The sequence below is a fragment of the Komagataeibacter xylinus genome (assembly GCF_004302915.1).
In the GTDB taxonomy this organism is placed as follows: Bacteria; Pseudomonadota; Alphaproteobacteria; order Acetobacterales; family Acetobacteraceae; genus Komagataeibacter; species Komagataeibacter xylinus_C.
The window spans coordinates 1-11,963 of the sequence record NZ_QQBI01000054.1 but is presented as its reverse complement, the minus strand read 5'-3'; the positions used below and the strand labels follow the sequence as shown (position 1 = coordinate 11,963).

The 11,963-nt window shown below is 62.8% G+C and carries 11 protein-coding genes; 5 read left to right on the top strand and 6 right to left on the bottom strand.

All coding sequences use genetic code 11. The features are described from left to right. Positions 1 to 167 precede the first annotated feature (167 nt). Positions 168 to 1,454 (top strand): NAD(P)/FAD-dependent oxidoreductase, encoded by a 1,287-nt coding sequence (locus DV027_RS16195; protein ID WP_130732894.1) that lies wholly within the window; start codon positions 168 to 170, stop codon positions 1,452 to 1,454. Positions 1,455 to 1,625: 171 nt separating this feature from the next. Here the strand turns inward: DV027_RS16195 and DV027_RS16185 are convergent, their stop codons facing one another. Genes DV027_RS16185 through DV027_RS16175 form a run of 3 tightly spaced genes read right to left on the bottom strand, consistent with a single transcriptional unit; the run spans position 1,626 to position 4,106 of the window. After that, a complete protein-coding gene (locus DV027_RS16185) occupies positions 1,626 to 2,279 on the bottom strand; it encodes a methionine ABC transporter permease (protein WP_130732892.1) in 654 nt (217 codons plus the stop codon). Then, the gene (locus DV027_RS16180; protein WP_130732891.1) at positions 2,260 to 3,294 is read right to left on the bottom strand and encodes a methionine ABC transporter ATP-binding protein; all 1,035 of its coding nucleotides are present in this window, start codon (positions 3,292 to 3,294) and stop codon (positions 2,260 to 2,262) included. The genes DV027_RS16185 and DV027_RS16180 overlap by 20 nt, the downstream gene beginning before the upstream one ends. Continuing rightward, positions 3,285 to 4,106 (bottom strand): MetQ/NlpA family ABC transporter substrate-binding protein, encoded by an 822-nt coding sequence (locus DV027_RS16175; RefSeq protein ID WP_130732890.1) that lies wholly within the window; start codon positions 4,104 to 4,106, stop codon positions 3,285 to 3,287. The genes DV027_RS16180 and DV027_RS16175 overlap by 10 nt, the downstream gene beginning before the upstream one ends. A gap of 542 nt (positions 4,107 to 4,648) precedes the next feature. Here DV027_RS16175 and DV027_RS16170 point away from each other — a divergent pair. Further along, positions 4,649 to 6,298 carry an alginate export family protein gene (locus DV027_RS16170; RefSeq protein ID WP_242621975.1) on the top strand — a complete coding sequence of 550 codons (1,650 nt, stop codon included), beginning with the start codon at positions 4,649 to 4,651 and terminating at the stop codon, positions 6,296 to 6,298. A 39-nt stretch (positions 6,299 to 6,337) separates the two neighbouring features. Here DV027_RS16170 and DV027_RS16165 read toward each other — a convergent pair whose 3' ends face one another. Beyond that, positions 6,338 to 6,589 carry a hypothetical protein gene (locus DV027_RS16165; RefSeq protein WP_130732888.1) on the bottom strand — a complete coding sequence of 84 codons (252 nt, stop codon included), beginning with the start codon at positions 6,587 to 6,589 and terminating at the stop codon, positions 6,338 to 6,340. 197 nt (positions 6,590 to 6,786) lie between these two features. Between DV027_RS16165 and DV027_RS16160 the strand changes: the two genes are divergently transcribed. Continuing rightward, complete coding sequence (locus tag DV027_RS16160) at positions 6,787 to 7,575, top strand: alpha/beta fold hydrolase (protein WP_130732895.1); 789 nt, start codon at positions 6,787 to 6,789, stop codon at positions 7,573 to 7,575. An 8-nt stretch (positions 7,576 to 7,583) separates the two neighbouring features. Here the strand turns inward: DV027_RS16160 and DV027_RS16155 are convergent, their stop codons facing one another. After that, positions 7,584 to 8,765 (bottom strand): lipase family protein, encoded by a 1,182-nt coding sequence (locus tag DV027_RS16155; protein WP_130732887.1) that lies wholly within the window; start codon positions 8,763 to 8,765, stop codon positions 7,584 to 7,586. 235 nt (positions 8,766 to 9,000) lie between these two features. On the opposite strand from DV027_RS16155, the gene DV027_RS16150 reads away from it, so the two are divergent. Then, positions 9,001 to 9,675 carry a DUF1868 domain-containing protein gene (locus tag DV027_RS16150; RefSeq protein WP_130732886.1) on the top strand — a complete coding sequence of 225 codons (675 nt, stop codon included), beginning with the start codon at positions 9,001 to 9,003 and terminating at the stop codon, positions 9,673 to 9,675. A gap of 82 nt (positions 9,676 to 9,757) precedes the next feature. Continuing rightward, positions 9,758 to 10,393 (top strand): TetR/AcrR family transcriptional regulator, encoded by a 636-nt coding sequence (locus DV027_RS16145; RefSeq protein WP_130732885.1) that lies wholly within the window; start codon positions 9,758 to 9,760, stop codon positions 10,391 to 10,393. Positions 10,394 to 10,531: 138 nt separating this feature from the next. On the opposite strand, the gene DV027_RS16140 is transcribed toward DV027_RS16145, so the two are convergent. Beyond that, positions 10,532 to 11,812: an NAD(P)/FAD-dependent oxidoreductase gene (locus tag DV027_RS16140; RefSeq protein WP_130732884.1), complete on the bottom strand. Its 1,281-nt coding sequence runs from the start codon at positions 11,810 to 11,812 to the stop codon at positions 10,532 to 10,534. Positions 11,813 to 11,963 lie beyond the last annotated feature (151 nt).

Genomic DNA, 11,963 nt, shown 5'->3' with positions numbered 1-11,963 from the left:
AAAACATCTTTTCTACAAAACAGACTTTTTCATAATCTGACCCGATGTACAACCCTTCCGTGAGATTTCCGCGTCGACCCAAACATGGTTTGTTATGAATGTGGCGGGGCGGTGTTTTCCATGCGGAAACCGGCACGCCGTGCGAGCGGGTGTGGAGCATTATCGAGATGGCACAAAAGTTTCGGATCGTTATTGTAGGCGGCGGTGTCGCGGGCCTTGCGCTCGCAACCCGGCTGGGCAATTCGGTCGGCAAATCGGGCCGCGCGGAAATCACACTGGTGGACAAGAGCTTCGCCCATGTGTGGAAGCCGATGCTGCACTGCTTTGCCGCCGGCACCGCCGCCAACGAGAACGACCGCATCAGCTTCATGTCACAGGCCAGCCGGCACCATTTCGAGTTCTGGCCCGGCGAGATCACGGCGCTCGACCGCACGGCCAAGACCATTGCGCTCGCCCCCATCAAGGACCCGCTGAGCGGGGAGGTGGTGGTCGAGGCCCGCACGCTGGATTATGACGCGGTGGTGCTGTCAATCGGCAGCCGCGCCAATGATTTCGGCACCCCCGGCGTGGCCGAGCACTGCCTGTTCATTGACAACCTCGTCGATGCCAACGGCTTCAATGACCGTTTCCGCATGGAACTGCTGCGCTCCTTTGCCAATAACAACGAGCTCGATATCGCCATCGTGGGCGGGGGGGCCACCGGCACGCAGCTCGCCGCCGAGCTGCACAAGGCGCTCGATCTCGCCTCGCTCTACAGCTTTGGCCGCAAGCCCCCCAAGCTGCGCATCACGCTCCTTGAGGCAGGCCCCCGCATCCTGCCTGCCTTCCCCGAGGCGGTATCGGCGGCGGCGGTCAAGCAGCTTGAAGCGATTGGCGTGAGCGTGCGCGCGGGGGCGATGGTCAGCGGCGCGGATGAAAACGGCTTCATGCTCAAGGATGGCTCGCGCGTGCCCGCAACGCTGCGGGTGTGGGCCGCGGGCGTCAAGGCGCCGGACGTGACCGCAAAATTCGACGGCCTCAAGCTGTCGCGCTCGGGGCAGCTTGAGGTGCGGCCCTCGTTGCAGGTCCTTGATGATGACAACATCTTCGCCATGGGCGACTGTGCCTTCATTGCCGAAAAGCCCGTGGCCCCCACGGCGCAGGCCGCCCGCCAGCAGGCCCATCACCTGGCCCGCCACCTGCCCGGGTGGATGATGAGTGGCCAGCCCATGCCTGCCTTCACCTTCCATAACAAGGGGGCGGTCGTGGCGCTGGGCGATTACAATGGGTGGGGCACTTTCCCCGGCGGCACGGTGTTTGGCGGCGGCTGGCTGCATGGCCTGTCGGCGCGGATGGTGCATCTCATGCTCTACCGCCAGCACCAGTTCGAGCTGTATGGGCCGGTGCGCGGCACGATTTCCTGCCTTGTCGACTGGCTGGACGTGTTCGTGCGCCCCTCGGTCCGGCTGGACTGAGGGCCACGGGGCGCAGGCTCCCTGTGCCGGTATGGTGCCGGGGGAGAGAAAAGTTTTTGGTGAAGCTTTTTTCAAGAAGCTTCAGGAGAGGTCGCCTTTTTGAAAAAAGGCGACACCAAAAACTTTTGTCATTTCAGGATATTATCAGGCCTGCTTTTTTCAAGCGGCCTCTCAGTCGTGGCGCAGGTGGTTCGACAGCGCATTGCCCGCCGCCTGGATGACGGCCACGAACACGATCAGCACCACCACCACAAGCGACATGACCTGCGTGTTGAAGCGCTGGTAGCCGTAGCGGATGGCAAGATCGCCCAAGCCCCCCGCGCCTACGGCGCCAGCCATGGCCGAGGCCCCGGTCAGGGTAATGAGGGTGACCGTGAACCCCGCCACCAGGCCGGGCAGGGCCTCGGGTATGAGCACATGGCGCACGATCATCCACCGCGTGCCACCCATGGCGTGCACGGCATCGACCAGGTTGGGGTCCACCGCGCGCAGCGAGACCTCGGCAATACGGGCGAAATAGGGAATGGCCGCAAGCGAAAGCGGCACGATCGCCGCGGCCGTGCCCAGCGAGGTGCCCACGATCATCCGGGTTACGGGAATGAGGATGACCAGCAGGATGATGAACGGGATGGCGCGCAGGATGTCCACCACCAGCCCCAGCAGGCGGGCGGCGGGCGGGCAGGGCATCAGCCCGCCGCGCCGCATCGCCACCATGAGCAGTGCCAGCGGCAGGCCGCCGAGCACGGCAAGCAGCCCCGAGCAGGCGACCATGATGGTCGTCTCCCACGTGGCACGTGCGATCAGGTCAATGATCAGCCGGGACATGGCCAAGAACCTTCAGTGAGGGGTCGAACTGCGTCAGGAAATCATGGATCTCGGCACAGTAACCGGTAACCGACACGATCTGGTCGGCAAAGGGCTGGCCCGCGATCTCGGTGGTGCCGCCCTGCAGCACGGTGGCCTCCACGCCGTATTGCTGGCCGAGCAGCGACAGCAGGGGCTGCCACGCGGCCTCGCCCGCGAGCCTGAGGCGGATGATCGCCCACCCATCAGGCGCAGGCTCGGCCACCAGCCGCGCGCGCAGGGCAGGGGGCACCTGCGGCTGTGTTTCCGACAGCAGGGCTTCGGTCACGGCGGATTGCGTGGCCGCCCCCATGATGGCCAGCGTGGGCGCATTTTCGACGATATGGCCCTGATCGAGCACCACGAGATGGGTGGCAATGCGGCGGATCACATCCATCTCATGCGTGATGAGGATGATGGTCAGCCCCAGTTCGCGGTTGATCTCGGCCAGCAGGTCAAGGATGGCGGTAGTGGTTTCGGGGTCAAGGGCGGAGGTGGCTTCATCGCACAGCAGCAGGGCGGGGTCATTGGCCAGCGCGCGGGCAATGCCCACGCGCTGCTTCTGCCCGCCTGAAAGCTGTGCCGGCCATTTATCGCCATGCGCCGAGAGGCCAACCAGCGCCAGCAGGGCCGCAATGCGCTCGGGCCGTTGCGCGCGTGGCACGCCCGCAATTTCAAGCGGCAGGCTGATATTGCCCGCCACCGTGCGCGAACTGAGCAGGTTGAAATGCTGGAACACGAAGCCAATGCGCCGCCGCAACGGCACAAGCTGCGCCTGTGGCAGGGTGGTGATGTCCTGGCCCTCGATCAGGATCTGCCCTGAATCGGGTCGGTCGAGCGCGCCAAGGCAGCGCAGCAGCGAACTCTTGCCCGCCCCCGAGCGCCCGATCACCCCCAGGATCTCGCCCCGCGCCACCGAGAACGATACATCATCAAGCGCCACATGCCCGCCAAAGCGGCGGCTCACATGGCGCACATCAACAACATTCACGTCCATGCCGGTTCAACCGCACCGTGGAAGATGGTGGCAATCGCCTCGCGCGTTGCGGGCTGGTGCACGGCGCGGATCAGCGGTTCAATCCATGGGGCATGTGCATCAGCGGTGTTGACGGCCACGAAGTTGACGTAGGGGTTGTTTTGCAGCGATTCCACACCGATCCGCTGTTTCTGTATGTCCACGCCCGCTTTCAGCGCCCAGTTCGTGTTGATCACGGCGGCATCCACGTCAGGCAGCGTGCGGCCGACAATGCCCGCATCAAGCTCATGGAAGGTGAAGTGATGGGGATTTTCGGTCACGTCGAGCGGGGTGGGCAGGAGGCCGGCTGCGGAATCAAGCCTGATCAGCCCCAGTGCCTCAAGCAGGCGCAGGGCGCGGCCTTCATTGCTCGGGTCGTTCGGCACGCCGATCACGGCCTTGTCCGGCAGCTCCGAAAGTGCCTTCCATCGCGCCGAATACAGCCCGATGGGGGAGAAATAGGTCGAGCACACGCTGACGATGTCATAACCCCGGGCCGCTTTCTGGGCCTCGAGGAACGGGGCATGCTGAAAGGCGTTGGCCTCAAGCTCATGCTCGGCCAGGGCCTCGTTGGGCGTGTTGTAATCGGAGAATGTCACGATGCCGAGGTTGAGCCCTTCCTTTGCGGCATTGGCCGTAATCACCCGCCACAGATCTTCATCCTCGCCCGCCATGATGCCGACGCGGATCAGCTTGCCCTCCGCGGCCCTGGCCCGTGATGCCAGGGGCAGGCAGGCGAGGCCGCCAGTCAGGCTGAGCAGGGCGCGACGGGTGAGGGGGGTCATCTGTTTCATGGCATTCCTGATCGGTACATCGTGGTAAGAGCAACGATGCAGCACCACTATGGCGTGATGGTCTTTTTGACAACGCCCCTGATGGACCGCATGGCGTGCCGGGGCTTAAGAGGCATAAAGAAACAGGAGGCTGCGTGCGTCAATATTAAATACGCTGTATAATGTTTATTAAGGCCGAACGGGAAGGGCGCGCAGGCCGGGGCCCCTGCGCGGAGCCTAAACCCTGCGGGGAAGAATGAGGCATTTTCCCAGGATATTTCCGTATTGTACGATTGTTTTCGTGCAATGGGTTGGTGACCGGATTTTTTGTAAGTTAACAGAGGTTTTTCAAGGGGATGGCCCTATATCGCCCCGCCATTTCCGGGCTTGTCCATACGGTTGAGCCATGGGGGAGATTATAAAATACGATATTGACCGGAATATTTTATTATAATACGACATATTGCAGTATTTAACCTGCTGCCGCCGCCTTCCGGCATGCCATGTGGTGCATGAACATGATGTCCACCCTTCAATCAGCAACGGAGCTGGGGTACCGATATATGCGCGGGGGCGCCCTGTGCGTGTCCATGCTGGCGGTGCACGCGGCCCAGGCAGCACCCGATCCGGCCGTGCCCGCGGGCAGTACCGCGCCGGGGCAGCCGGAACAGATGGTGGTGCATATGACCCAGCGCCCGCCTATCCTCACGTTTCCGCATGCCAACCCGGTGGGGCAGCCCATCCGCATAGGCGGGCAGGAAAACCGTCGCAGCGGCCACCAGTATGACTGGGGCGTGTTCAACCGCGGCAATGGCGAGGCTGCGGGCTTCGGGCCGGTGGGGCGGTATGGCGTCAGCCCCTGGGCCGAGGACTGGAGCAACCTGCGCGACCCCAAAAAGCATGATGACCTGTTCGATGCGCTGAAATACATTCCGCTCACCCGCAGCGGCACTGTGTGGATCAGCTTCTCGGGCGAGACGCGGCTGCGCAACTGGTATGAAAGCCGCCCCGCCCTGGGCACGCAGAAACCCAATGATTCCGGCCGCTTTGGCGTGCGCAACCTGTATGGCGCGGACCTGCATATTGGCGAGCACCTGCGGTTTTTCGGCCAACTGGTCAATGCGGATGCAGGCGGGTGGGGCGGTTATGGCTACGGCTCGACCTATCGCAAGCGGCTTGATGCCCAGCAGGCCTTCGTGGAGGTACGGTGGAACATGCTGGGTGCCAAAAGTGGCTTCATGTTCGGCCGCCAGCAGTTTCTCGATGCGCCATCATACATGCTCTATGCACGCGAGACGCCCAATGTGCCGCTGTCATGGGATGGGTTCCGCGCCTATATGGTGTGGCAGCGCATCCGCATCGATGCATGGGATTTCGTGCAGACCGATGACAGTGACCGGCGCATGTTCCATGATGTCGAGAACTATGCCAGCCGCCTGTACGGCTTCAACGCCACATGGGCGCCGCCGGATTTCACCTTCATGGGGCAGAAGGGCTATTCCTTCGTCGATGCATTCTACATCGGCTACAAGCTCAATGGCTCGGCAGGGGCGATCGTGGGCCCCAAGGGGTCGGTCAACGGGTCGGATACCCGCAACAATTTCGGCATGCGCTGGCATGGCATTGCAGGCCCGATCGAATTCTCGGTGGGCGGCATATGGCAGGGCGGTGTGTTCCGCAATGCCAGCAACAATGCCCCGCGCGGGGTCAGCGCCTATGCCATCAACAGCACGGTGGGCTATCGCCTGCCCGACCAGTCGCTGCACACCTTTGCCGGTATCCAGACGGATGTATATTCCGGCGGCAATGCCTCGAAAAGCCAGGGCACGGTGGGCACCTATCTCTCGCCCTTCAACCCGCAGACCAACTATCTTGACACCACGACCTACATGACCGGCTCGAACCTGATCAGCTTTGCGCCACTCGTGCGCATAACGCCGTTCAAGTCCGTCAGCATCCAGTTCAAATATCCGCTGTTCTGGCGCGATAGCGTGAATGACCCGGTTTACAAATCATCGGGTTACTACAAATTCGCGGGTAATTTCAGGGGGCGGTTCGTGGGCATGGCACCACAGGTGTCGGTGGCGTGGCAGATCAATACCCATCTGTCATGGACGCAGTATGTCTCGCGCTTCATGACCTCACGCGCGCTTAATGAGGCGGGCGGGTCGAGCGGTACCTATTACCAGTCTAATTTCGTCTTCCGTTTCTGAACACGGGCCGCCCCGCCGGGCTGCCCGTGCCCACGGGGTTTATTCAGCCGATTTGCGGCCAAAGATGAAGCTGGCCAGCGAGGCCGCAAGCAGGAACATCATCCCGTAAACCTTGCACGAGGTCGGGATCTTGTTCTCATGCAGCGTGACCTCGCCCTTCAGGCTGGCCAGGTGCTCGGCAATCTGCTTGTGCAGGTCGGCCTTGTGCTGGTGCAGCGTGCCCTCAAGGTGCTTGGCAATTTCCTGCACGTCTTCGGGGCTGAGTTTGCGGAGGGTTTCAGCAGCGCTCATGGTCTGTTCCAGTCCTGTTTTTTATTAAAGACATCGCGCCGATCGTCTTCATCGGGCGTAACGATTTACATGTCGGTCCGGGCATGAAGGTTTTCAAGGGCAGGGCTGGCCAGTGCGGGCACGGAATTATGAGCACGCGCCTCAGGTTTGCAGGCTATGCTCACCGCCCTGATGCATGGAAAAGGGAGCCGGGCAGAGTGCTGCTTGATGTGATTGAACGCGGACCGGAGGAGGGCAGCAACACCCTGCCGCCAGTGGTCTTTCTGCATGGGCTGTTCGGGCGGGCGCGCAATTTCGGGTTTTTCCAGCGCCGCCTTGCCGCCACCCGTCGCACGCTTGCCCTTGACCTGCGCAACCATGGCGCCAGCCCGCATGGCCCGATGGATTACCCCACCATGGCAGCCGACGTGCATGAAACGTTGGCCGCGCATGACGCGCTGCCCGCCACGGTTATCGGGCATTCCATGGGGGGCAAGGTGGCGATGATGCTGGCATTGCAGGCCCCTGCCTGCGTGCATGCCCTGCTCGTGGCCGATATTGCGCCGGGGCAGGGTGGCCATGCGCATTCCGGTGCGATCGCCACGGCACTGGCCGCCCTGCATTTTCCCCCCACGCTGACATTGGGCGAGGCCGATGCCTGGCTTGCCCCCGCCATTGCGGAAAAGCCCGTGCGTGACATGATGAAGCAGAACATCGTGTTCGGCGCCAGCCCGCACTGGCAGATCGGGCTTGGGCAGATCGTGGCGGGCATGACGCAGGTGGTGGGTTGGCCCGCCCTGCCGCCGGGCACGCAGTATGGCGGGCCGGTGCTGTTTGTGGCAGGGGGGAATTCACCCTATGTCCAGCCCGATAATTACCCGCTCATGCGCCAGCTTTTTCCCCATTACCGGCTGGTGCGGCTGAAAGGGGCCGGGCACTGGCTGCATGCCGAGCAGCCATGGGAATTCCTGCGCGTGGTTACGGAATTCCTGCGCGTAACAGGGTAGGGAGAACCTTACTGCGGCACCGGCGCGCATTGCGGCGTAACCGGCTGGCCCGCCATGACCGCCTGCGTAAAGGCTGCTGAATCCGGCAGCGAGGCGTTGACGGTCTGTGAATGGTCCAGCCCCTTGTACAGATGCGCCTGAACCGTGCTGCCTGCCGCACAGGCGGCCCTGACCAGCGAGAGCTGCAGCATGGGCGGCACGTCATGGTCATCGGTGCCCGTGCCTGTGAACAGGGGCTGGGCCAGCTTCAGGGTGGGGTATGCCATGGCGGCGAAGGCCGGGGCCAGCGCCTTGGGGAAGCCGGGTTGCAGGGCATTGGGTACGGTCAGCCCCTCATCCCTTGCCTTGTGCTCCATCTCGCCCACGCAGGTGGTTGATGCGGCGTGGTAGGCGGCCATGGCGCGGGGGGTGAAGGCCTCCTCGGGGTGGAAGGACGGGTCGCGCCCGGCAAGCGAGGCCCCCAGATAGAGCATGTAGACAACCAGCGGGTCATATTTTGCAGGCCCTGCCGCCTGGGCTGCGGCGGTCAGTTGCGCGCCGAGTTCGGGCGTGAAATAGGGCACGCCGGTGGCCACCGTGCCGCGAATGTTCACATCCGGTGCATAGGTGGCCGCAAACGCTGCCGCCGCAAACGCCGCCCCACCACCCTGCGACTGGCCCACGATCATGACCGTGTTGCGCAGCCCCGGCACGGCGGCCACAGCGGCGCGCACGCCATCAAGCACGTTATAGGCCTCGACGCGCGTATCGAGGTAAGGATGCACCCCCGGCGTGCCCAGCCCCTGGTAGTCGGTGGCCACCACGGCGAAGCCCCGCTTCATCCAGGTGGCGAGGTATTTGCTGTTGCGTGCGCTATAGGGGTGGAGCGAGGGCGTGCACGCCTGCCCGATGCCCACGGTGCCATGCGCCCACGCCACGATGGGCCACCCGCTCGCAGGCGGCCTGCCCGGCGGCAGGATGACTTCCGCCGTGACGGGCACCGTGCCCCTGCCGGTTATGCCATCGGTTGAAAGATAGGTCATGCGCAGGGCCCGGCCCGCACCGGGCAGGCTCAGGGCCGGGGCCAGCGGGGTCGTGCCGACCGGCGTGCCGGGGCTGGCAGGGGTTTCAGCCGCGCGGGCGTGCAGGGCAGGGATGGCCAGGCACATGCCGGCCACGAGCGTGCCAAGGATTCGGGCAGGCAGGGTCATGTCAAGATCAGTCCTTCATGGGCGCGGCGGGGCCAGTTGCGACATTTGCCCAGCCGGGTTCATATTCCCAGCCCATCAGGGCGCTGTAAAGCGGCGGGTGGCAATAAAGCCCGCCTGCCTGGTGCAGGGCATGCCTGCCCCTGCCGTAAAAGCATGCGCCTGCCCGGCAGAATGGCTGTAAAAACCTGACCCGGATGCGGGGAAAGGTGGCGACCAGCCGGAGGAGAAGAAAACAGTGCTGTTCAACCAGAATAAATTTCACCCCGATGGCAGGCCCCGATACTTTCCCGGCAATACGGTTATCTGCCATCTGCCCCGCAACGGCGCGTTTTTCCATGCCATGCTTGATCTGCACAACCAGATGAGCCAGTTCGATTTTGCCGCCAAAATCGCGCTCCTGCCGCCCTCAAGCTATCACATGACGGTCTTTGATGGGCTGAACAATACCCGCCGCGGTAAACGCACATGGCCGCACGACCTGGCCCGCGATACCCCCATGCCGCAATGCGATGCATGGGTTGGTGAGAGGCTCCGGGCCTTTCCCGGCAGGCTGCCCACCCCCCTGCGCATGCGCCCCGCGCGGCCGGACCCGCTGCGTGACAGGCAGGGCTGCCGCATCCGGCTTGAAGCACTGGACCGGGAGGGTGCTGCCGCGCTGCGCCGCTTCCGCGCCAGCCTTGCCGCCCATCTGGGCATGCATGATCCATGGCTGGACCGGTATGTTTTCCACACCACCATCGGCTACAGGATCCGGGCCTTTACCGCGCGCGAAGCCCGTGACTATGCGGATGTGATGGTGCAGTTTCAGGGCCGGATGGCCGAGCGCCTGCCCGAAATCGATCTCGGGCCGCCGGAATTCTGCCTGTTTGATGACATGCATGCCTATTATCGCCAGTTCCTTGTGGCGTAACCGCAAGCCGTTTTGCTCTTCCTCGCATCTTGAATATGCGTAATACCCTGCGGCATGATGGAAATGCCCACAAGGAGATTGCATGAAGCCCGACGCCCCTGACGATCAGCCAAAGCCCGGCCTGCGCGAACGCAAGCAGGCGCGTGCGCGCAATACGCTGATTGCCGAGGCAATGCGGCTGTTCTCCGCCAAGGGATATGACGAGACGACGGTGGACGAGATTGCCGATGCGGCGGAAGTCTCGCGCCGTACCCTGTTTCGCATGTTCGAGACCAAGGGCGACATCGTGCTGGCCTGGACGCGCGGCATGACCCAGACCCTGACCGAGGCCCTCGCGGCCTGCCCGGCCGAGATGCACCCCGCCGATGCGATGATGCATGCCTTCACCTCGCTCGTGCCGCGTATTGCGGCCAACCGGCAGGACACCTATGCCTTCGTGTTCCTGATTGAAAAAACGCCCTCGCTCCAGACCGTAAGCCTGCAGAAATACGGCAAGTGGGAAGACTGTCTGGCAGACGGGCTGGCCAAACGCATTGCCGAGCGCAAGAACCGCAAGACCGCCGCCCGCCTCATGGCGCGGTGTGGCATCGCCATTTTTCGCACGGCACTGGATGAATGGATCAGGCTGAAAGGCCGCCCGGCGCTGGTGCCGCTGCTACAGAACACCTACGCGCTGCAATCCTCGCTCTGGGTCGCACCCGTTCGGGCCGAACCATAAAGTAAAGGGCGGGGCCTGATGGCGCCCGCCCTGCTGGCATAGCAATCAATCATAAGAAAGTTTTTGGTGAAGCTTTTTCCAAAAAGCTTCAGGAAAGGCCGCTTTCTTAAAAAGCGGCGCTTCCTATGCCTGTATGCTTCAGTCAAGCCGCACGGAAGGCCGCACGAACACGTCCAGCCAGTCTACCAGGCACGACATTGTGCCGCGGAACACCCCGTAAAGTTCAAACTGGTGCTGGCGATACAGCATGAGATGCACCATGCGCGCGGTAATGCCACGCAGCCAGCCACCACCAAACACGCGCCCGCCGGGGAAGGTGCCCCAGCCGTTATAGTCGCCAAGCGCAACAACCGCGCCCTTGTTGTGGAAGGCAAATGGCGGTAGCGCCTTGCCGCCAATCCAGGCCGGCATGTAGCGGGCAAGGTGATGGGCCTGCTGGCGGGCGGCCTGTGCGGTCGGGGCGACAGGTTTTTCAGCAATGAAGGCGCAGTCCCCCATGGCGAAGATGCTGTCATCTTCCATGAGCTGCAGCGTGGGCCGCACTTCAAGCTGGCCCGAGCGCGACAGCTTGAGTTCACCAAACTTGCGCGTGACATCCGGCGCCTTCACGCCAGCCGCCCATACGCGCAGGGTGGCGGGAATGCGGGTGCCATCCTTGAGCATGAAGCCCTTTTCATCCGCACCGCTGACCATGGCCGAGGTCTGGACCTTGACGCCAATCGCCTCAAGCTCCTTCTGCGCCGCAGCCGATACCGCCTCGGGGAAGGCGGGCAGGATGCGCGGTCCCGCCTCAAGCAGGGTAATGTTCAGCTTGGGCGGCTTCTTGCCAAAGCTGTAGAGCGAGGCGAGGTCAAGCGCCTTGTGCAGTTCGGCGGCAAGCTGCGTGCCGGTGGCGCCACCACCCACAATGGCGATGTCAAGCTGCTCGTTATTGCCGAACGCCTTGAGCAGTTCCATGCGGAAACGGTCGTTGAAGCCATTGGCATCGACGAGGTTGTCAATGAACAGGCAGTGCTCGGCCACGCCGGGTGTGCCGAAATCGTTGGCGCGGCTGCCGATCGACAGCACCAGCGCGTCATATTCCAGCTTGCGTTCATCAAGGATCACCTCGCCCGTGGGCTCGACAACCGGGGCAAGCGTAATGGTCTTGGCCTTGCGGTCCATGCCCGCAATCTCACCGGGCCAGAATTCAAAATGATGGCGGCTTGCCTGCGACAGGAAGCTGATGCGGTCATTCTCGTTGGCGGCGGTGCCGGCGGCAAAGCAGTGCAGCATCGGCTTCCACACATGCGCGAAGCTTTTATCGACCAGCGTGATTTCCGCGCGGCCAGATTTGCCGATCTTGTCACCCAGCCGGGTTGCCAGCGCCAGGCCAGCCACGCCACCGCCTACGATTACGACCCGAAACTTTTGTGCCATCCTATGCCTCTTTTTTACTTCTGCCGCACAGTGTCCCGGTCCCGTGGGAAAAACCCTGTCGCATATCCTGAAATATCGACGCGAATTTCTCACACTTGAGGAAATTTTGGGTTATTTTGTAGAATTCAGTCATCCCACAGGAGCCCGATCT

Excerpts from the sequence above, each read along its gene's own strand:
- DV027_RS16195 (WP_130732894.1), top strand. The coding sequence starts at position 168 with ATGGCACAAAAGTTTCGGATCGTTATTGTAGGCGGCGGTGTCGCGGGC.
- DV027_RS16185 (WP_130732892.1), bottom strand. The coding sequence starts at position 2,279 with ATGTCCCGGCTGATCATTGACCTGATCGCACGTGCCACGTGGGAGACG.
- DV027_RS16180 (WP_130732891.1), bottom strand. The coding sequence starts at position 3,294 with ATGGACGTGAATGTTGTTGATGTGCGCCATGTGAGCCGCCGCTTTGGC.
- DV027_RS16175 (WP_130732890.1), bottom strand. The coding sequence starts at position 4,106 with ATGAAACAGATGACCCCCCTCACCCGTCGCGCCCTGCTCAGCCTGACT.
- DV027_RS16170 (WP_242621975.1), top strand. The coding sequence starts at position 4,649 with ATGCGCGGGGGCGCCCTGTGCGTGTCCATGCTGGCGGTGCACGCGGCC.
- DV027_RS16165 (WP_130732888.1), bottom strand. The coding sequence starts at position 6,589 with ATGAGCGCTGCTGAAACCCTCCGCAAACTCAGCCCCGAAGACGTGCAG.
- DV027_RS16155 (WP_130732887.1), bottom strand. The coding sequence starts at position 8,765 with ATGACCCTGCCTGCCCGAATCCTTGGCACGCTCGTGGCCGGCATGTGC.
- DV027_RS16145 (WP_130732885.1), top strand. The coding sequence starts at position 9,758 with ATGAAGCCCGACGCCCCTGACGATCAGCCAAAGCCCGGCCTGCGCGAA.
- DV027_RS16140 (WP_130732884.1), bottom strand. The coding sequence starts at position 11,812 with ATGGCACAAAAGTTTCGGGTCGTAATCGTAGGCGGTGGCGTGGCTGGC.